12 protein-coding genes and 3 pseudogenes are annotated in these 19,474 nt (G+C 70.7%); 11 read left to right on the top strand and 4 right to left on the bottom strand.

What is annotated here, in order from left to right:
• The 3 genes from zwf to ACZ6ZQ_RS33485 all read left to right on the top strand — a co-directional run bounded on the left by zwf (position 1) and on the right by ACZ6ZQ_RS33485 (position 4,730).
• Entirely contained in the window at positions 1–1,458 is a 1,458-nt protein-coding gene (gene zwf / locus ACZ6ZQ_RS33475) for a glucose-6-phosphate dehydrogenase (protein WP_469772275.1), read from the top strand.
• A gap of 132 nt (positions 1,459–1,590) precedes the next feature.
• Positions 1,591–2,334 carry an HAD family hydrolase gene (locus ACZ6ZQ_RS33480; RefSeq protein ID WP_469772276.1) on the top strand — a complete coding sequence of 248 codons (744 nt, stop codon included), beginning with the start codon at positions 1,591–1,593 and terminating at the stop codon, positions 2,332–2,334.
• Positions 2,331–4,730 (top strand): glycoside hydrolase family 65 protein, encoded by a 2,400-nt coding sequence (locus tag ACZ6ZQ_RS33485; RefSeq protein WP_469772277.1) that lies wholly within the window; start codon positions 2,331–2,333, stop codon positions 4,728–4,730. Before ACZ6ZQ_RS33480 ends, ACZ6ZQ_RS33485 begins: the two co-directional genes overlap by 4 nt.
• A 13-nt stretch (positions 4,731–4,743) precedes the next feature.
• Here ACZ6ZQ_RS33485 and treY read toward each other — a convergent pair whose 3' ends face one another.
• Complete coding sequence (gene treY / locus ACZ6ZQ_RS33490) at positions 4,744–7,062, bottom strand: malto-oligosyltrehalose synthase (protein WP_469772278.1); 2,319 nt, start codon at positions 7,060–7,062, stop codon at positions 4,744–4,746.
• Between the two features lie 100 nt (positions 7,063–7,162).
• On the bottom strand, positions 7,163–9,283 hold the full coding sequence (gene glgX, locus ACZ6ZQ_RS33495; protein WP_469772279.1) for a glycogen debranching protein GlgX: 2,121 nt from the start codon (positions 9,281–9,283) through the stop codon (positions 7,163–7,165).
• A gap of 128 nt (positions 9,284–9,411) precedes the next feature.
• On the opposite strand from glgX, the gene ACZ6ZQ_RS33500 reads away from it, so the two are divergent.
• From ACZ6ZQ_RS33500 to ACZ6ZQ_RS33515, 4 genes and pseudogenes are all read left to right on the top strand, one after another.
• Positions 9,412–10,239 (top strand): Tat pathway signal sequence domain protein, encoded by an 828-nt coding sequence (locus ACZ6ZQ_RS33500; protein ID WP_469772280.1) that lies wholly within the window; start codon positions 9,412–9,414, stop codon positions 10,237–10,239.
• A gap of 15 nt (positions 10,240–10,254) precedes the next feature.
• On the top strand, positions 10,255–11,580 hold the full coding sequence (locus ACZ6ZQ_RS33505; RefSeq protein ID WP_469772281.1) for a copper amine oxidase: 1,326 nt from the start codon (positions 10,255–10,257) through the stop codon (positions 11,578–11,580).
• Positions 11,581–11,680: 100 nt separating this feature from the next.
• Positions 11,681–12,925: an SAV2148 family HEPN domain-containing protein gene (locus ACZ6ZQ_RS33510; RefSeq protein WP_469772282.1), complete on the top strand. Its 1,245-nt coding sequence runs from the start codon at positions 11,681–11,683 to the stop codon at positions 12,923–12,925.
• A 205-nt stretch (positions 12,926–13,130) separates the two neighbouring features.
• Positions 13,131–13,775 (top strand): annotated as a pseudogene (locus ACZ6ZQ_RS33515) (exonuclease domain-containing protein); the annotation flags it as partial.
• Here the strand turns inward: ACZ6ZQ_RS33515 and ACZ6ZQ_RS33520 are convergent.
• Together ACZ6ZQ_RS33520 and ACZ6ZQ_RS33525 are read right to left on the bottom strand one after the other, a co-directional pair.
• Positions 13,673–14,272, bottom strand: a pseudogene (locus ACZ6ZQ_RS33520) (alpha/beta fold hydrolase); the annotation flags it as partial. The pseudogenes ACZ6ZQ_RS33515 and ACZ6ZQ_RS33520 sit on opposite strands and share 103 nt — an antisense overlap.
• A 94-nt stretch (positions 14,273–14,366) precedes the next feature.
• Complete coding sequence (locus ACZ6ZQ_RS33525; protein WP_469772283.1) at positions 14,367–15,218, bottom strand: phosphotransferase enzyme family protein; 852 nt, start codon at positions 15,216–15,218, stop codon at positions 14,367–14,369.
• A gap of 105 nt (positions 15,219–15,323) precedes the next feature.
• On the opposite strand from ACZ6ZQ_RS33525, the gene ACZ6ZQ_RS33530 reads away from it, so the two are divergent.
• The 4 genes and pseudogenes from ACZ6ZQ_RS33530 to ACZ6ZQ_RS33545 all read left to right on the top strand — a co-directional run.
• On the top strand, positions 15,324–16,259 hold the full coding sequence (locus tag ACZ6ZQ_RS33530; RefSeq protein ID WP_469772289.1) for a carbohydrate ABC transporter permease: 936 nt from the start codon (positions 15,324–15,326) through the stop codon (positions 16,257–16,259).
• Positions 16,260–16,261: 2 nt separating this feature from the next.
• Positions 16,262–17,095, top strand: a complete 834-nt coding sequence (locus tag ACZ6ZQ_RS33535) for a carbohydrate ABC transporter permease (RefSeq protein WP_469772284.1) — start codon at positions 16,262–16,264, stop codon at positions 17,093–17,095.
• Between the two features lie 77 nt (positions 17,096–17,172).
• Positions 17,173–18,453, top strand: coding sequence for an ABC transporter substrate-binding protein (locus tag ACZ6ZQ_RS33540; RefSeq protein WP_469772290.1), 1,281 nt, complete (start codon positions 17,173–17,175; stop codon positions 18,451–18,453).
• A gap of 85 nt (positions 18,454–18,538) precedes the next feature.
• A pseudogene (locus tag ACZ6ZQ_RS33545) lies at positions 18,539–19,033 on the top strand (nucleotide disphospho-sugar-binding domain-containing protein); the annotation flags it as partial.
• Positions 19,034–19,474 lie beyond the last annotated feature (441 nt).

The raw sequence follows: 19,474 nt of genomic DNA on the forward strand, positions 1-19,474 counted from the left end.
GTGGCCAGCTCCTCCCGGCCGGAAGACCGTGGGCCGGTTCCCGAGAACCATGTCATCGTGCTGTTCGGCGCGACCGGGGACCTCGCCCGGCGCAAGCTCCTGCCAGGGCTTTTCCACCTCTCCAAGGCCGGGCTGCTGCCGGCCCGCTACCGCATCGTCGGATCGGCGCCGTCCCGGGCCGCGCTCAGCGACGACGACTTCCGCAAGCGGGCCCGGGAGGCGGTCGCCGAATTCGGCAGATCGAAGCCCGAGGGCAGTGCCTGGCAGGAGTTCGAGGAAGCGCTGTCGTTCGGCGCGGCCGACTCCGACGATCCCGGGCCGCTTCTCGCGGCCGTACGGGACGCCGAGCAGGCCGTCGGCGGGAGCGCACGGCGCCTGTTCCACCTCGCCGTGCCGCCGGCGGCGTTCGCCTCCGTCGTCGAGATGCTCGGCGCGACGGGCCTGGCCGAGAACGCCCGGCTGATCGTGGAGAAGCCCTTCGGCACGGACCTCGCCTCGGCCCAGGCCCTCAACGCGACCATCCACGCCGTCTTCGACGAGTCCCGGGTCTTCCGCATCGACCACTTCCTGGGCAAGGAGTCCGTCGACAACATCCTCGCCCTCCGGTTCGCCAACGGCTTCCTGGAGCCCGTCTGGAACCGGGACCACATCAGCCATGTGCAGATCGACGTGCCGGAGAAGATCGGCATCGAAGGCCGCGCCCAGTTCTTCGAAGGCACCGGGACCTTCCGGGACATGATCGTCACTCACCTCTTCCAGCTCCTCGGATTCGTGGCGATGGAATCCCCGACCGCGCTCAGGGCGAAGCCCCTGCGGGACGAGAAGGAGAAGGTCTTCGAGAGCATGCGGCCGCTCGATCCGGCACACGTCGTCCGCGGCCAGTACGAGGGGTATCGCGACGAACCGGGCGTCGATCCCGCCTCCGACACCGAGACGTTCGTCGCGCTGCGCGTCGAACTGGACAACTGGCGCTGGGCCGGTGTGCCCTTCTACCTGCGCTCGGGAAAGTCGCTCGGGCAGGGACGGCACGTCGTGACGCTCGGTTTCCGGGAACCGGCCCTGCGCATGTTCCCGCTGGCCGCGCAGGACGTCCCCGAGGCCCGGAACAACGAGCTGGTGATCGACTTCGCCGACCCCGGCCGGATCGCCGTCCGCTTCCTGGTGAAGGACCCGGGCCCCGCGATGCGTCTGAGCGAGGCCGAGATGGTCTTCGACTACGCCGGTTCCTTCAACGCGATGCACGCGCTCGAGGGATACGAGCGACTCATCCTGGACGCCATGCTCGGCGACCAGTCCCTGTTCACCCGCTCCGACGGGATCGAGCGCCTCTGGGAGGCGTCCACCCCGCTGCTGGAGAACCCGCCGCCGGTCGAGCTCTACGCGCCGGGTTCCTGGGGCCCCGAGTCGATCGACCGGCTCATCGCCCCGTACCGCTGGAGCCTGCCGGAGCGTCACTGACCTGCCCGGTGGGGACGGGTGACCCCGGCTGCTCCGGATGGCACCCGGGCATCATCCCCACGGGGTACCCGCGGCGCGGCGAGCGGCGCCCGACGCCGCCGGGGGCCGCCGCCCCCTCCTAGCCTCGACGGCATGCTGGGTCTTCCGGATCACGTCCGCACGTGCCTCTTCGACCTCGACGGCGTCCTCACGCGTACCGCGAAGGTGCACGCGGTCGCGTGGAAGGAGATGTTCGACGACTACCTGCGACAGCGCGCCGAACGTGAGGGCGCGCCCTTCGTACCGTTCGACGCCGTGCACGACTACGACGAGTACGTGGACGGCCGCCCCCGCGAGGACGGGGTCCGCACCTTCCTCGCCTCGCGCGGCGTCGAACTGCCCGAGGGCGCGCCCGACGACGGGCCGGGCGCGGAGACCGTGAACGGACTGGGCACCCGCAAGAACGACCTGGTGCTCCGCAAGATCCGCGAGGAGGGCGTGGAGGCGTACGAGGGGTCGGTGGCCTATGTGCGCGCCGCCAGGGACGCCGGTCTGCGGCGCGCCGTGGTCTCCTCGAGCGCCAACTGCCGTGATGTGCTGGTGGCCGCCGGTATCGAGGATCTCTTCGACGAGCGCATCGACGGGATCGTCGCCAGGGAACTGCGGCTGCGGGGCAAACCCGCACCGGACACCTATCTCGCCGCCGCCCGCGCCCTGGGCGCCGACCCGGGCGATGCGGCGGTGTTCGAGGACGCGCTGGCCGGAGTGGAGGCCGGGCGCGCGGGCAGGTTCGGCATCGTGGTCGGCATCGACCGGACCGGGCAGGCCGCGGAGCTGCGGCAGCACGGCGCCGACGTCGTCGTGAGCGACCTCGCCGAACTGATGGAGTCACGATGATCACCCATCCCAGCTATGTGGTCGAACCCTGGCGCCTGCGCGAGACCGAGCTGAACCTCGACGTCCTCGCCCAGAGCGAGTCCGTGTTCGCCCTGTCCAACGGCCATATCGGGTGGCGCGGCAATCTCGACGAGGGCGAGCCGCACGGGCTGCCCGGCGCCTACCTCAACGGTGTCCACGAGCTGCACCCACTGCCCTACGCCGAGGCCGGCTACGGCTACCCGGAGTCCGGTCAGACGCTGATCAACGTCACCGACGGGAAGATCATCAGGCTTCTCGTGGACGACCACCCCTGCGACCTGCGCTACGGCGAACTGACGGCACACGAGCGGGTACTGGACTTCCGTACGGGAGTCCTGAGCCGCACCGCGGAATGGACCTCGCCGGCCGGCCTCGCCGTGCGCATCACCTCGCACCGCCTGGTGTCGTTCACCCAGCGGGCCATCGCCGCGATCGCCTACGAGGTGGAGCCGCTGGACGGCCGGGCCACCGTGGCCGTCCAGTCGGAGCTGGTCGCGAACGAGCAGATGCCGCACGACGCCGGCGACCCGCGGGTCGCGGCAGCGATCGACGCCCCGCTCGAACCGGAGGAGGACTTCGCCCAGGACACCCGGCTGCGCCTGGTCCACCGCACCAGGAAGAGCGGCCAGCGGGTCGCGGCCGCGGCCGACCACATCGTCGAGGGCCCGGCGGGGACGACCTGGTCGGCCGAGAGCGAGCCGGACGTCAGCAGGCTCACCGTCACCGCCACACTGGCGCCCGGTGAGCGGCTGCGGCTGGTGAAGTTCGTGGGGTACGGCTGGTCCGCCGAAAGGTCGCTGCCCGCCCTGCACGACCAGGTCGACGGCGCGGTCGCCGCCGCCCGGAGCACCGGCTGGGAGGGACTCCTCGCCGAGCAGCGGGCCTATCTGGACACCTTCTGGTCCTGCGCGGACGTCGAAGTGGACGGTGACGCGGAGATCCAGCAGGCCGTGCGCTTCGCGCTCTTCCACGTCCTCCAGGCGGCGGCCCGCGGGGAGGAGCGGGCGATCCCCGCCAAGGGCCTGACGGGGACGGGCTACGACGGACACTCGTTCTGGGACGTGGAGTCCTTCGTCCTCCCCGTGCTCACCTTCACGGCGCCCCAGGCCGTCGGCCCGGTCCTGCGCTGGCGGCACGCGACCCTGCCCGCGGCGCGGGACCGGGCTCATCAGCTCGGGCTGGCCGGAGCGGCGTTCCCGTGGCGGACCATCAGCGGCGCCGAGTGCTCCGCCTACTGGCCGGCGGGGACGGCCGCCTTCCACGTCAACGCCGACATCGCCGACGCAGTGCTGCACTACGTGATGGCCACCGGGGACGAGACGTTCGAGCGGGGCCCGGGCCTGGAGCTGCTGGTGCACACGGCGCGGCTCTGGCACTCGCTCGGCCACCACGACGCGGAGGGTGTCTTCCACATCGACGGCGTCACCGGCCCCGACGAGTACAGCGCCATCGCCCGCGACAACCTCTACACCAATCTGATGGCGCGACGGAATCTGGTGGCCGCCGCGGAGACGGCGGCGCGGCACGCCGACCGGGCGGAGGAGCTGGGAGTCGACGACGAGGAGACCGCGGCCTGGCGGGACGCCGCCGCCCGGATCGCCGTGCCGTACAACGAGGCGCTCGGCGTGCACGAGCAGTCGGCCGGGTTCACCGCGTTCCAGCACTGGGACTTCGACGGCACCTCGCCGGAGCAGTACCCGCTGCTGCTGCACTTCCCCTACTTCGACCTCTACCGCAAACAGGTCGTCAAACAGGCGGACCTGGTCCTCGCCATGGTGACGTGCCCGGACGCCTTCACGCCCGAGGAGAAGGCCCGTAACTTCGCCTACTACGAGTCGCTGACCGTGCGGGACTCCTCGCTCTCGGCGTGCTGCCAGGCGATCATGGCCGCGGAGACCGGGCACCTCCGGCTCGCCTACGCCTACCTGGGTGAGGCGGCCCTGATGGACCTGGAGAACCTGGAGCACAACACCCGCGACGGGCTGCACATCGCCTCCCTCGCGGGCACGTGGCTGGCCCTGGTGTTCGGGCTCGGCGGAATGCGCCGGCACGAGGGCGAGGCCGGTACGCAGGGCCGTCTGGGGTTCGCCCCCAGGCTGCCCGAGCGCCTGTCCGGCCTGAAGTTCACGGTGCTGGTGCGGGGGCGCAGACTGCGGGTGGACATCCGCCGCACCACGGCCCGTTACACCCTGGTGGAGGGCGACCCGCTGACCGTCCTGCACCACGGCGAGCCGCTCCCCCTCACGGTGTCCGAGCCGGTGGAGCGCCCCCTGCCGCCGGTGCCTGTACAACCCGAACCGCAGCAGCCCAAGGGACGCCGCCCCGCCGACCGCGTGGGCGTCGCGGTGACCGACCCCGCTGAGGCGTCCGACTAGGGCCTGTCCGGCATCACCCCCGGCGCCCCACCGCCCTCTCCAGCAGCGCCACCGGCCGCTCGGCGAAGAGCTCCGTCAGCGGCACCCGCCCACCCGGAAACTCCCGCTCCGGCGCCAGCACATCGGTCCACCGCCCCTCGGGGAGCTCCAGCGACGTCTCGCCCCAGCCGCCCGACTCGTCGAGCCGCAGCGAGAGCCGGGTCACCGCCGTCACGACCTCGCCCGAGCGGCAGAAGGCCAGACAGTGCGCGGCCGCCGGCCCGTCCGCCGCCAGGCTCCGATACGTACCCGACTCGCCGAACACCTCCGGGCGCCGGCGGCGCAGTCGCAGCGCGGCCCGCGTCAGCCGTGCCTTCTCGTCCGCGGAGCTCTCCCGGAACGGCCGGCGGTTGTCCGGGTCGACCAGCGCCAGGTAGATGTGCTCGGTGCCCTGGTACAACTCGGGCACCCCCGGCATGGTCAGCTGCACCAGTGCCGCACCCAGCACGTTGGCCAGCCAGTACGGGTCGAGTTCCCGGGCCAGCAGGACCACCGTGTACAGCGGCGGCCCGGCCGGTCCCGCGTCCACGAAATCGTTGACGGCCCGCTCGTACGCGGCATCGGGCTCGGTCCAGCTGGTGTGCAGTCCGGCTTCCCGTACCGACTTGAGCAGGGCGGGACCGATCCGCTGCGGATACGGCATCGCGAACCCGAACGCCGTCTGCCACGCCACCCATGCGAGATGGTGATCGGGCGCCGGTGTGAAGGCCAGGCCCGTCAGCAGCCGCTCCCACCGCTCGGGGCACTCCGACAGCAGCGCGATCCTGGCCCGGACATCCGCGCTGCGCTTGGTGTCGTGCGTGGACAGCACCGTGCCGGTGGCCGGCCAGTCCCGGGCCAGCCGGGCACAGTACGCATGGAACTCCTCGGGGCTCACCCCCGGGCACCCCGGATCACCGCCCACCTCGTTCGCCGAGATCAGGGGGGTGTAGCGGTAGTAGGCCGTGTCCTCGACGGACTTGGCACGCAGCGCCGACGACGTCTGCGCGAAACGGGCCCGGAAGGCCGTCTGCTCCGGGCTGTCACCGAGCCGGCCGAGCGCCAGGTCCCGGATCACATCGACCGCCTCCGCCTCCTCGGCGACGGCGAACGCCGCCTTCGCCCGCAGCGCCGCGTCCGCCGTCAGGACCGCCTCGCCCCCGGTGCGGTACGGCCGGTAGACGGGCACCCGCACCAGCAGCTCCCGGATCGCGGTGCGCAGCGCCCAGGGCGCGTGGTCGTGCAGCGCCGGGTCCGCCGCGCACACCCGTTCGGCCAGGCGGGCGAGCGCCTCGGTCTCCGCGACCAGCTGGTGCGTCACCACCGTGAACGCGGCGCGGCGCACCGTCGCACCCCAGAAGCCGCCCCGGTCGCCGCCGGGCGACGCGTAGTTCTGGTACCCGCGGAGCAGTTCCTCGGCACCCTCGGGGTCGGTGAAGAGCCCGTCGATCCGGTGCAGCGCGTCGTAGCCCGTCGTGCCGGCGACCGGCCAGCCGGCCGGCAGGTGCTCGTCCCGGGTGAGGATCTTCTCCACGACCGTCCAGCAGCCGCCGGTGGCCTCGTGCAGCCGGTGCAGGTACTCCTCGGGGTCGGCCAGCCCGTCGGGATGGTCGATCCGCAGGCCCTCGACGACACCGTCCCGTACCAGTTCAAGGATCTTGGCGTGGGTGGCGGCAAAGACCTCCGGGTCCTCCACCCGTACCCCGATCAGCTCCGAAACGGTGAAGAAACGCCGGTAGTTGAGTTCGGTCCTGGCCAGCCGCCACCAGCCGAGCCGGTACCACTGGGCGTCCAGCAGCTCCGGCAGGGGCAGCTCCTCGGTGCCCTCCCGCACCGGGAACGTGTGTTCGCCGTAGCGCAGGACCCGTCCCTCCACCCGCAGCGCGCCGAGTTCGTCCCCGAGCCGTCTGCCCAGAACGGGCATCAGAACCCTGCCGCCGCCCGCGTCCCAGTCGATGTCGAACCACCCCGCGTACGGCGACCCGGGGCCTTCCCGCAGCACCTCCCACAGCGCCTTGTTGTGGCGCGGCACGGCGGCCATGTGGTTGGGCACGATGTCGAGCACCAGTCCGAGTCCGTGCTCGCGAGCCGTGCGGGCGAGGGACCGCAGCCCCTCCTCGCCGCCGAGTTCCTCCCGTACCCGGTCGTGGTCCACGACGTCGTAGCCGTGCGTCGAACCCGGCATCGCCTCCAGCACCGGTGACAGATGCAGATGCGAGATCCCCAGTCCGGCGAGGTACGGAACCGCCGTCTCGGCGGCCCGGAAGGGAAAGTCCGGCTGGAGCTGGAGACGGTAGGTGGCGGTGGGCGTCATGCGAACGTACGTACCCGCATCGCGGCCTTCTGTGTCATCGGCTCGTGCGCCGGCAGGGATTACCGCGTGACGTTCACCTGATATGACGAACGCCGGACCGTCAGGCCGGCCTCCGCAGCACCGTCAGACTCCGCCCGATCATCCTGACCCGGTCACCCGCCGCCACCTTCGGCCCCTGACCCGGCGGAACGCCCTCCGGTCGTGCCGTGTCCACCACCACCTGCCACTGGTGCCCATGGTTCACCGGCACCGCGAAGTCCCGGTCCTCCGCGCTCGCGTTGAACATCAGCAGGAACGAGTCGTCGGAGATCCGCTCGCCGCGCGGGCCGGGCTCCGAGATCGCATGGCCGTTCAGGAACACCGTCAGGGCCCTGGCGTGGGCGGCCTGCCAGTCGCGGGCCGTCATCTCCTCGCCCTCCGGAGTGAACCAGGCGATGTCCGAGAGCTCGTCGTGCGTGCCCTCCACCGGCCGGCCGTGGAAGAAGCGCCTGCGCCGGAACACCTGGTGATCGCGGCGCAGCCAGACCATTGCCCGGGTGAAGGCCAGCAGCGAGCCCTGCTCCTCCTCGGTCGACGCCGGCCAGTGCACCCAGGACAGCTCACTGTCCTGGCAGTACGCGTTGTTGTTGCCGTGCTGGGTACGGGCGAACTCGTCACCGTGGCTGAGCATCGGCACGCCCTGGGACAGCATCAGCGTCGCGATGAAGTTGCGCATCTGACGGCCCCGCAGTTCCAGCACCCCGGGATCGTCGGTGTCGCCCTCCGCCCCGCAGTTCCACGACCGGTTGTGGCTCTCCCCGTCCCGGTTGCCTTCCCCGTTGGCCTCGTTGTGCTTCTCGTTGTACGAGACCATGTCATGCAGGGTGAAGCCGTCGTGGCAGGTCACGAAGTTGACCGAGGCGAGCGGCCGGCGCCCGTCGTCCTGGTAGAGGTCCGACGATCCGGTCAGCCGGGAGGCGAACTCCGCCAGGGTGCGCGGCTCGCCGCGCCACAAGTCCCGCACCGTGTCGCGGTACTTGCCGTTCCACTCGGTCCACAGCGGCGGGAAGTTCCCCACCTGGTAGCCGCCCTCGCCGACGTCCCACGGCTCGGCGATGAGCTTCACCTGGCTGACCACCGGATCCTGCTGCACCAGGTCGAAGAACGACGACAGCCGGTCCACCTCGTGGAACTGCCGGGCCAGCGTCGCCGCGAGATCGAAGCGGAAGCCGTCGACATGCATCTCGGTGACCCAGTAGCGCAGCGAGTCCATGATCAGCTGGAGCACGTGCGGGGAGCGCATCAGCAGCGAATTGCCGGTGCCGGTGGTGTCCGTGTAGTACCGGCGGTCCTCGGACAGCCGGTAGTACGAGACATTGTCCAGGCCCCGGAAGGAGAGCGTCGGGCCGAGATGATTGCCCTCCGCCGTGTGGTTGTAGACGACGTCGAGGATCACCTCGATCCCCGCCTGGTGCAGCGCCCGTACCGCCGATTTGAACTCCAGCACCTGCTGGCCCCGGTCGCCCCAGGAGGCGTAGCGGTTGTGCGGGGCGAAGAACCCGATCGTGTTGTAGCCCCAGTAGTTGTCCAGCCCCGCGTCGACCAGCCGGTGGTCGTTCACGAACTGGTGCACCGGCATCAATTCCAGGGCGGTGACGCCCAGTTCCGTCAGATGCGAGATCACCTCGGGGTGCGCGAGGCCCGCGTACGTCCCGCGCAGCTCCTCCGGCAGCGCCGGATGCAGCATCGTCAGGCCCTTCACATGGGCCTCGTAGATCACCGTGCGGTGGTAGTCGGTGCGCGGCGGCCGGTCGTCGCCCCAGTCGAAGTACGGATTGACCACCACGGAAGCCATCGTGTGCGGGGCGGAGTCGAGGTCGTTGCGCGAGTCCGGTCTGCCGAAGTGGTAGCCGTACACCGCCTCACCCCAGGCGATACGTCCGCTCATGGCCCGCGCGTACGGGTCGAGGAGCAGCTTCGCCGAGTTGCACCGCTGCCCGCGCTCCGGCGTGTACGGGCCGTGCACCCGGAATCCGTACCGCTGTCCCGGCATCACGCCCGGCAGATACGCATGGCGCACGAACGCATCGGTTTCGCGCAGCTCGACGGCCGTCTCCGAGCCGTCGTCGTGCAGCAGACACAGCTCGATACGGTGCGCGGCCTCGGAGTAGACCGCGAAGTTGGTGCCGGCGCCGTCGTACGTGGCGCCGAGTGGATACGCCTGTCCCGGCCAGACCTGCATAGATAAGACTCTTCCACTTCTGATCCGGGTGCTGGGGACCTCTTCGGCCAGATCCTCCCCGAAAGATGGGCAACCTCCTAGGACTTACCACCGTCCTACCGGGTGACCACAGGGATAAGGGGGAAAATGTGCGCAATATAGTGCGCCGCCACCTGGGGAAGGTGGTTGCGGGCACGGCCATTGCGGTGACGGGTACCGCTGTGATGGTGGCCATCACCCTGCCGGGCACGGCAGGAGCGGAAGGCGGCCTTGGCGGCCGGTCCACCGCATCCGGGGGACGGGGCCCGGGCGCTCAGGGGCAGGGCACCGGAGCCTCGGCACCCGAACCCGGCGTCGTCGCGGCGGCCCCCGAAGAGGGCGAGAAGGGCTTCGGCCGCGATCCGCTCACCGACGACGAGCTGAAGCGGGCGAAACAGCTGGCGGCGGCGCCGGCCGCGCGCACCGGCGAGAACGTGACGGGCGGCCGCGGCCCGCAGCTCCTCACCACCGATCTGGCCGAGCAGGAGCCGTCCGAGGCAGCCCTCGCCACACCGCCGCGCCGCGCCGTCGTGTCGTACTACGACTACAAGACCGACCAGCTCGTCACAGCGACGGTCAATCTCACCACCGGGAAGGTGGACAGCCGCGCGGCGCAGCAGGGCGTGCAGCCCTCCCCGCACCGCGAGGAGCTGAGGGAGGCCGTCGAGCTGATTCTGGCGAACCCGCTCGGCGCCGGGCTGAAGGCGGACTACAAGGACGCCACCGGCAGCGCGCTCACCTCCCCGAAGCCGCTCACCCTGAGCGGCTTCGTCTACCGCAAGGACCGGCAGGCGCGGATCCCGCAGCAGCTCAGCTCCTGCGGAGTGCACCGCTGCGTGCGCGTCATCACCAAGATCACCAACGGGCCGTGGATCGACACCAGGGACCTGGTCGTCGATCTGAGCGCCCGCACCGTCGTCCGTACGCCTTCCGCCTGAGGGGTTCCGCTTCGCATGGACAAGAGCAGATTCTCGCGTGCCCGCACACCGGTCCGGGCCGTCCGCAAGCCGGCGTCGGTGGCCGCCGCAGCCGTCCTGCTGGGCGGCGCGCTGACGGCCGCGGGCCCCACGGCACAGGCCGCCCCCCAGGGCCCCACGCCGCCGCCGTCACCGGGCTGCAGCGCGCCGTACCGGATCAGCCAGACCCTCGCCGGCGGCACCACCTGGCGCATGTGCTGGCACTACGACTCCTCCGCCGGACTGGTCCTGGACAAGGTGAGCTACCAGCCCAGGAGCGAGCCCAAGCCGATCCAGGTGCTCAGCAGCGCCAAGCTGGCGCAGGTCCATGTGCCCTACGACGACGGGCAGGCCGAGTACGACGACCTCACCGGCTTCGGGTTCGGCTACGGCCTGCAGAACCTCAAGGCCACGGAGTGCCCCGGCGGCACCGTCCAGTCGGTCAAGGTCCCCGACATCGGCCAGGTCAACGGCCTGTGCATGACCACACGATCGCGTGGCCACGCCTACCGCATGGCGAACGACGAGGGCACCGAGGTCTGGCAGGAGGAGGGCAAGGACCTGCTCCTCTACACCGTCAACAAGGTGTCCTGGTACGAGTACATCACCGAGTGGCGCTTCTCCTCCGACGGAACGATTTCCGCCAACGTCGGAGCCACCGGCAGCCTCTCACCGGGCGACTACAACGCGGGCGACGGGCGCGGCTGGCCCATCGGCAAGGGCGCCAAGGACTACTCGACCAGCCACAGCCACAATGTCTTCTGGCGGCTGAACTTCGGCCTCGACGGCAGCACGAAGGACCGGATCGAGCAGTACGACTCGGCGGTCACCCCGCCCGTCGGCACCGGCAGCCCGACGACGAAGACCACGCGTACGCCCGTGACCAAGGAGCTCGCCGGGGACGCGAAGGCGATGCGCTGGTGGCGCGTGGTGAGCGAGACCGGCAAGAACAAGGACGGCCACGCCCGCAGTTACGAGATCGTGCCCGGGCCGTCCGCCAAGCACGCCGGGCGTCCCTTCACCCAGCACGACGTCTACTTCACCCAGAGCCGCGCCTGTGAGCAGTTCGCCAGCAACAACACGCTCAACTGCGGGCGAGGCGCGCCCGACAACGTGGGGAAGTGGGTCAACGGCGAAGCCCTGACCAACCCGGCGGTCTGGGTCAACATCGGTTTCCACCACATCGCCCGGGACGAGGACCAGCAGCCGATGCCGGTCCACTGGCAGGGCTTCCAGCTCGCGCCCAGGGACGTAACCGCTATGAATCCGCTCACTCCGGCAGATCTCGCCGACCAGAACGGCGCACCCGACTTCGGGAGTTGAGAAAGGAGCCTGTGGATCCGGCTGCACCGCCTCCCGCTCCCGGAGTACCCTTCCTTGATCGTTGAAGACGGGGCGTCCGGGAACAGAAGGCGGTGCGCGGGTGAGCTCGGGAGGGCTGGAGCTACCCCCCGGTGACGCAGGTCACGAGGGGGACTCCGCTGACGTCCCGCCCGGGGCGGTGTCCCTCGCCCGGCCGGTGGAGATGGGATCGCAGATCGGGCCCGAACTGGACTGGGGCGCGGACGCCTGGAGCGAGGTGCGTACGCGCGCTCAACGGGCCGGGCGGGCCTACATCTGGCTGAATCTGGTCGAGCAGCGGCTGCGGGCCGTCGTGGCAGCCGTGCTCCGTCCCATCTACGAACCCGTGCACGGCGAGGACTGGGTCGTCGCCGCCGCGGGTCCCGCCGGACAGGAGTGGGTGCAGCGGGCCGTCGCCGTGCGCGAGGTCTCCCGCCGCAAGGGCTATCTCCTCGACCCGGCCGACGACAACGTGCTCAGCTTCCTCACCCTCCCGCAGCTGCGGGAGCTGATGGTCCAGCACTGGCCCTGCTTCGAGCCGTACTTCGACGACCGGCGCGAGGTGGAGCTGGCTCTGGACGAGCTGGAGGTCGCACGCAATGTGGTCTCCCGCAACCGCGCGCTGAGCGAGACCGTGCTCGCCCAGGCCGAAAGGGCCTCGGCCCGGCTGCTGGAGATCCTCGGCAGCGGGGCCGGGGTGCCGTCCGCGGACCGGCTGCCGGTCGACGCGGTCGAGGACCTGGTCGGGGACCGGTACGCGGACGTGGTGTCCGTCCATCCCGACCGGGTACGGCTGCAGCGGCAGCTGCCGGCCGAGGACCTCTTCGGGGGAGCGCGGCGACTCGACGCCATCGGCATAGGCCTGAATCTGCTCGTGCAGAACTTCTCGGGGCGCCGGCTGGTCCGGCTCGCCGAGTCCGGTGCCCGGGTGCGGCTGCTCTTCCTCAACCCGGCGAGCAGCGCGGTCAAGCGGCGCGAGCGCGAACTGGGCCTGAAGAAGGGCGAGTTGAGCCGCTCGGTGGAGATGAACATCCTCCATATGCGACGGGTGCGGTCGAAGCTGCGCGACCCGGGCGCCTTCGAGATCCATGTCTTCGACGAGACGCCCCGGTTCACGGCGTATCTCGTCGACGGGGACGGTCCCGACGGGCTCGCCGTCGTGCAGTCGTATCTACGGCGGGCGCGTGGCATGGAGGCGCCGGTGCTGGTGCTGCGGGGCGCGGGCCGGTCGGTGGTGCGGTCGGGTCAGGACAGCGAGCACGGGCTCTTCCAGACGTACCGGGAGGAGTTCGAGTCCGTGTGGACCGACTCGCGGCCGGTGTCCTGAGGGTTCGGCTCCTGACGGCCGGTGCGCTGACGGCCCGTGCCCTGACGGTCGGTGCCCTGACGGTCGGTGTCCTGACTGTGGGTCTCCTGACTTTCAGTACGGTCGTCGTGGTCCTGACCGTCGGTGACCCGGCTGCCCCGTGGCCCGGCTGTCAGTGCCACGTGCGAGAGTTTCGCCAGTACCACTGAAAGAGGGGGGCGTGATCATGACCTGGCACCGCGAGCCGCTGGCCGGTTTCGACCTGGAGACGACCGGCACCGACCCGCTGGACGCACGCATCGTGACGGCGGCGGTCGTCGTCGTGCGGGACGGCGAGACGAGCGGGCGGCGGACGTGGCTGGCCGATCCGGGGATCCGGATCCCGGCGCAGGCGTCGGCGATCCACGGCATCAGCAGCGAGCGGGCGGCGGCGGAGGGCCGGCCGGCGCGCGAAGTGGCGGACCAGATCGCCGAGACGCTGACGGAGCACTGGACGCAGGGCGTCCCGGTCGTCGCGTACAACGCGGCCTTCGACCTCACGCTGCTCTCGGCGGAGCTGGCCCGTCACGGGCTGCCGTCCCTGTCCGAGCGGCTCGGCGGCACGGACATCGGCCCGGTCATCGATCCGTACACGATCGACCGCGCCGTCGACCGCTACCGCCGTGGCAAGCGCACGCTGGAAGCGGTCTGCGGGGAGTACGGAGTGGTCCTCGACGGCGCCCACGAGGCGCTCGCGGACGCGCTGGCGGCGGTGCGGGTGGCCGCCGCGATAGCGGACCGCCACCCGTCGGTGGCGGCCCTCGCACCGGCCGAGCTGCACACCCGCCAGGTGCGCTGGTACGCGGAGTGGGCGGCGGACTTCCAGGACTTCCTCCGCCGCAAGGGCGACGCGGACGCGGTGGTGGACGGCTCCTGGCCGCTGCGCGAGCCGGTCGCCAGCGCACGCTGACGGACGGGGGAGGTCAGCCGGCGGCCGCGCCCCTGGTCCGCGCATCGCCGATGAAGTCGAGCAGAGCTGCGTTGATCCGGTCCGGGGCGTCCAGCTGGAGCCAGTGCCCGGCACTGGACGATGCCCGAGCCCCAGTCGTGGCCGACGAGATGGGCCTGCTCGACCTCCAGCCGGTCGAGCAGCTCCAGCAGGTCGGCGACGGACCGGGCCGGGGCGTAGGCGTCGGTGCCCTCCGGACGGTCCGAGCCGCCGAAGCCGCGGAGATCGGGGGCGATGGTGCGGTAGCCGGCGGCCTGAAGCGCTGCCACCTGGTGGCGCCAGCAGTCGTGGGTGTCCGGGAAACCGTGCACCAGGAGCACGGCCGGCCCGGCGCCGCCCGTGCGGACCTCGAGGGTCACCTCGCTGAGTTCGACACGCATGACAACACTCCGATCATTCACGTCGTTCGTGGACGGTCATTCATGGAAGGGAGTCGAGCCAGGGCGGGTTTCCCGGATTCCCCGGCCCACGATGTCAGAACGGATACCAGCGCACCTCGGTGTCGCCGTCACGCAACGAGGCCACGCGGCGGCGGAATTCGGCCAGCGCCTTCGGGTTCGAAGGGGCGTGCTGGGCCACCCAGGCGCAGCTCGCCGTCTCGCGGGCGCCGCGGAGCACGGCGCAGCCGTCCCAGCGGCGGACGTCCCAGCCGTAGTCGTCCGTGAAGGCGTCGTACGCGGCCGGGGCCAGCCCGTACCGGTCGCGGGAGAGGGCGAGGACCACCAGGTCGTGCTCGCGCAGGTCCGAGGAGAAGGTCTCCAGGTCGACCAGGACCGGCCCGTCCGGGCCGATGTGCACATTGCGGGGGAGGGCGTCACCATGGATCGGTCCCGGCACGAGGTGCGGGACGAGCGCGGCCGCCGCCGCGGCGAAACCGTCCCGCCGCTCCCGCAGATACGCCGCGTCCGCCGGATCGATCGCGTCCCCCGCCAGCCGCAGCCAGCGCTCCACACCGCCGAGCAGGTCCCGGCGGGGCAGCGCGAACGGCGCGGCGGGCAGCGCGTGCACCTGCCGCAGCAGCGGGGCGAGATCGCGCGGCTCGGCGGGACGTACCGCCTCGGGCAGCCGGTGCCAGACCGTCACCGGATGCCCCTCCACCAGGCGGGTCTTCGGCTCCGCGGCCCGTACTGCCGGGACGCCCGCCTCCTGGAGCCACCCGGCCACCGCCAGCTCGCGCTCCGCACGCTCCAGCAGCTCCGCGCTCCGCCCGACCTTCACCACCACGTCGCCGCTCGCGAACACCGCGTTCTCGCCCAGTGCCAGCAGCCGGCCGTTCCCCGCCAGCCCGGCCGCCGTCAGCACCTCGCGCGCGCGTGTCTCGTCCATGGCGCGAATTCTCGCATTCACGCAGGCCGGGTTGACGAACCGACGGTCCGTCAGCACGATGACGAGGGGCCGGTTCAACTTCATAAAGGGGTCGAATCCGTGACATTGGCGACTGCAACGGAACGGTCCGGCAGAGCGAGCCCGAAACCACGACCCGGAGCGCGTCGCCCCGGCACGGACTTCGGAGCCTGGTTCCTCGTCCTCCCCGCGCTGATCCCGATCCTTGTGCTGAGCGTGGGCCCGCTGCTCTACGGCGTCGCGCTCTCCTTCACCGACGCCCAGTCCGGCCGCACCCAGGCCACCCAGTGGACCGGCACGCTCAACTTCCAGGACCTGCTCCACGACACCCTGTTCTGGGACTCGTTCCGGATCGGGCTGCTGTGGGCGGTCGGGGTGACCGTCCCGCAGTTCGTGCTCGCCCTCGGCCTCGCGCTGCTGCTCAACCAGAACCTCCGCTTCCGCTGGCTGGCCCGAGCCCTCGCGATCATTCCCTGGGCGATGCCCGAGGTCGTCGTCGGCATCATGTGGCGCCTCGTCTACCACCCCGACGCCGGCATCCTCAACGAGACCATCCGCGATCTCGGCCTCGGCGACGGCCGCGACTGGCTGACCGGCCTCGCCACCGCACTCCCCGCCGTGATCGTCGTCGGCGTCTGGTCCGGTATGCCGCAGACCACCGTCGCCCTCCTCGCCGGACTCCAGAACACCCCCCAGGAGCTCCACGAGGCCGCGGCCCTCGACGGCGCCGGCGCCTGGCGACGGTTCCGTACCGTCACCTGGCCCGCCCTCAGGCCCGTCGCCCTCGCCGTCACCGCGCTCAACTTCATCTGGAACTTCAACTCCTTCGCGCTGGTCTACGTCCTGACCGGCGGCGGACCCGGCGGCCGCACCCGCCTCCCCATGCTCTTCGCCTATGAAGAGGCCTTCCGCTACGGCCAGTTCGGCTACGCCGCCGCCATGGGCTGCGTCATGGTCGCGGTGATATCGGTGATGCTCGCCCTCTACCTGGTGGGCCGGCTGAGGGGTGGTGACACGAAGTGAGCATGCGCACCAGCCGGGCCGGACGCGCCGGCCAGTACCTCGCACTCCTCGCCTATCTGGTCTTCCTCGCCTTTCCCTTCCTGTGGCTGATCTCCACCGCCTTCAAGCCGCCCCGCGAACTCGGCTCGCTCCACCCCACCTGGATGCCGGAAGACCCCACGCTCGCCAACTTCCGGCAGGCCTTCGACGAACAGCCGCTCCTCCAGGCCGCCGTGAACAGCCTGATCGTCGCCCTGAGCGCGGCGGCCGTCGCGGTCGTCATCGCGACGCCGATGGCCTATGTGATGGCCCGTCACCGCACCCGGCTCGCGAAGGCCGCCACCGGCTGGGTCGTCGTCAGCCAGGCATTCCCGTTCGTCCTGCTGATCATCCCGCTGTTCCTGATCCTCAAGAACCTCCAGCTGATCAACACCCTGGCCGGTCTGGTCCTGGTGTACGTCGTGTGGTCGCTGCCGTTCGCGCTCTGGATGCTCACGGGATACGTACGGGCCGTGCCGTCCGAACTGGAGGAGGCCGCGGCGGTCGACGGCGCGGGCCGGACCCGTACGCTCGTCTCGGTCACCGCGCCGCTGCTCGCGCCCGGGATCGTGGCCACCGCAATGTTCGCGTTCATCACCGCGTGGAACGAGTTCTTCTTCGCGCTCGTCCTGCTCAAGACCCCGCAGAAGCAGACCTTGCCGGTCGTCCTCACCCACTTCCTCGGCGCGGAGGGCGTCGGCGACCTCGGGCCGCTCGCCGCGGCCGCGTTCCTCGCGACGGTCCCCTCCCTGGTGATCTTCGCGGTCATCCAGAGACGGATCACAGGCGGCATGCTGGCCGGGGCGGTGAAGAGTTGATGCGCGGATCGATGCACGGACCGATGCACGGACCGATGCGCCGACCGGTGCACGGGCCGGTGTGCGTACGGGGACGGATGCTGGCCGCTGTGGCCACCGCACTGGCGCTGTTGCTGACCGGCTGCTCCCCGGGTGGCGGCACCGACGGGAAGATCACGCTCCGCTTCCAGTCCCTGGCCTGGCAGGAGGAGTCCGTCGACGCCAACGAGGAGCTGGTGAAGGAGTGGAACGCGACGCATCCCGACGTCCGGGTCGAGTACGTCCAGGGCAGCTGGGACAGCGTCCACGACCAGCTGCTGACCTCCTTCGAGGGCGGCGAGGCGCCGGACATCATCCATGACGCCTCCGACGACCTCGCGGACTTCGCCTACGGCGGCTACCTCGCCGATCTGCGCGAGCTGCTGCCGGCCCGGCTCACCGCCGACATTCCGGAGCAGAGCTGGGAGACGACGACCTTCGGTGACGGCATCTACGGCGTCCCGTTCCTCCAGGAGCCCCGCGTCCTCATCGCCAACAAGACACTCCTCGACGCGTCCGGTGTCCGCATCCCGACTCCCGAGAAGCCCTGGAGCTGGGCGGAGTTCCGGCAAATCGGCAAGAAGATGACGGCGTGGCTCGGTCATGAGAAGTACGCGGTCGCCTGGCCGTTCAAGGACCCGGTTTCGGCCACGCTCAACCTCGGGCTCTCGGCGGGCGGGCGGATGTTCCAGCGCGGCGAGGACGGGCGGGTGCGCATCGAGTTCACGGACGCCGACGCGGTGGTCCCCGAAACCGTCCACGACCAGGTCCACGTGGACTCGTCCGCGTCCAGCACGGCGCTCGGCGGGGGCGGCTCCGACGCACTGCCCGGTTTCTTCGGCGGCAAGTACGCGATGGTCCCGCTCGGCTTCTCGTACCGGCAGCAGATCGTGCAGCAGGCACCCAGGGGATTCGAGTGGACGGTGCTGCCCGCGCCCGCCGGCAGCGAGGGGCTCGCGCAGGGCGTCAGCCCCCAGACCCTGTCGGTCGCAGAGGACAGCCCGCACAAGAAGGAAGCGGTGGAATTCATCGACTTCCTGCTGCAGCCGCGGAACATGGTGCGGCTGGCGAAGGGCGACTGGATGCTCCCGACGGGCACGCAGGCGCTCGCCGACCCCGCGCTGCACACCCCGAAGGACGGCTGGGCGACGGGCGCGGCGCTCGCGAAGCACCTTCGTCCGGCGCCCGCGCAGTCGGTGCGGGGCTATCCCGAGTGGAAGGACAAGGTGGCGACGCCGGCGCTCCAGGAGTACTACTCGGGCGGCATCGACCGCGCCGAGCTGGAGCAACGCCTCGTCGAGGACGGCAATCTGGTGCTGGCCCGCTATCAGCGGCAGTAACCCGGCACACCTGGCGGGAGCCGGCCGGGCCGGACGAGTCCGGCGGGTCCTCCGCGAGTTCGTGCTTGCACGAGACCTCTCGTCCTCGCTGGGGTCGGCCTTCACCAAGCAGCCGGGCTTCTACCGTGAGTGCGTGAAGGCCTTCGGTGACCTTCCCGGGTGGCATGTGGTGCTGCAGATCGGCAAGTTCGTCGACGTCGCCGAGCTGGGTGAGGTTCCGGCGAACATCGAAGTGCACCAATGCGTACCGCAGTTGGCGATCCTGAAGCAGGCGGACGCGTTCATCATCCATGCGGGCGCCGGCGGCAGCCAGGAGGGCCTCGCCACCGGCACCCCGATGGTCGCGGTCCCGCAGGCCGTCGACCAGTTCGGCAACGCGGACATGCTCGCCTCGCTGGGAGTGGCCCGCCATGTCCCGATGGCGGAAGCCACCGCCGGCACCCTCCGCGAGGCGGTCCTCGCCCTGACCGGCGACCCGGACGTCGCCCGCCGCCTCCGCGAGATCCAGCTCTCGATGGCGGGTGAGGGCGGCACGAAGCGCGCGGCGGACCTGATCGAGGCCGAACTGCCGCACGTCTGAACCGCGAAACCCGGGCAGGGGGAACAGCCCGGGATGCCGGCAGTGGGGAGACCGGCAATCGGGAGGCCGGCAATCGGGAGGCCGGCCCGCAAGGGCCGGTCTCCCTTTTATGTGCCGGAATTCTGGCGGGGTTTGTGAAGACCTCAAGCCCCTTATGTGTAAGGGGACTTGAGGGTGAAGTCCGACTTGTGCGGCGCTGGTCGATTTAATATTACGAAGACTTGTTGAGTAAGTCACAGCTGTATGAAGGACTTGATCTGAGCCCGTCAATCGGTCAGTGTTTCGAGTCAGGCCCCGGAGATTTTCCTTCCGGAAGCCAATCCCCCCACAAATGATGACGAGGAGTCCCCTCTTCATGGCAACTCACAAGCGCGCGAGCAGGATCAAGCTCACCGCGGCGATAACCGCCGTGGCCGCCGCTGCCGGAGTGACCGTGCTCAA

The organism is Streptomyces sp. NPDC053673 (assembly GCF_055585225.1).

Coding starts and splice junctions, on each gene's coding strand:
- ACZ6ZQ_RS33485 (WP_469772277.1), top strand. CDS start 2,331: ATGATCACCCATCCCAGCTATGTGGTCGAACCCTGGCGCCTGCGCGAG.
- glgX (WP_469772279.1), bottom strand. CDS start 9,283: ATGCAGGTCTGGCCGGGACAGGCGTATCCACTCGGCGCCACGTACGAC.
- ACZ6ZQ_RS33525 (WP_469772283.1), bottom strand. CDS start 15,218: ATGGACGAGACACGCGCGCGCGAGGTGCTGACGGCGGCCGGGCTGGCG.
- ACZ6ZQ_RS33505 (WP_469772281.1), top strand. CDS start 10,255: ATGGACAAGAGCAGATTCTCGCGTGCCCGCACACCGGTCCGGGCCGTC.
- ACZ6ZQ_RS33480 (WP_469772276.1), top strand. CDS start 1,591: ATGCTGGGTCTTCCGGATCACGTCCGCACGTGCCTCTTCGACCTCGAC.
- treY (WP_469772278.1), bottom strand. CDS start 7,062: ATGACGCCCACCGCCACCTACCGTCTCCAGCTCCAGCCGGACTTTCCC.
- ACZ6ZQ_RS33535 (WP_469772284.1), top strand. CDS start 16,262: ATGCGCACCAGCCGGGCCGGACGCGCCGGCCAGTACCTCGCACTCCTC.
- ACZ6ZQ_RS33540 (WP_469772290.1), top strand. CDS start 17,173: ATGCTGGCCGCTGTGGCCACCGCACTGGCGCTGTTGCTGACCGGCTGC.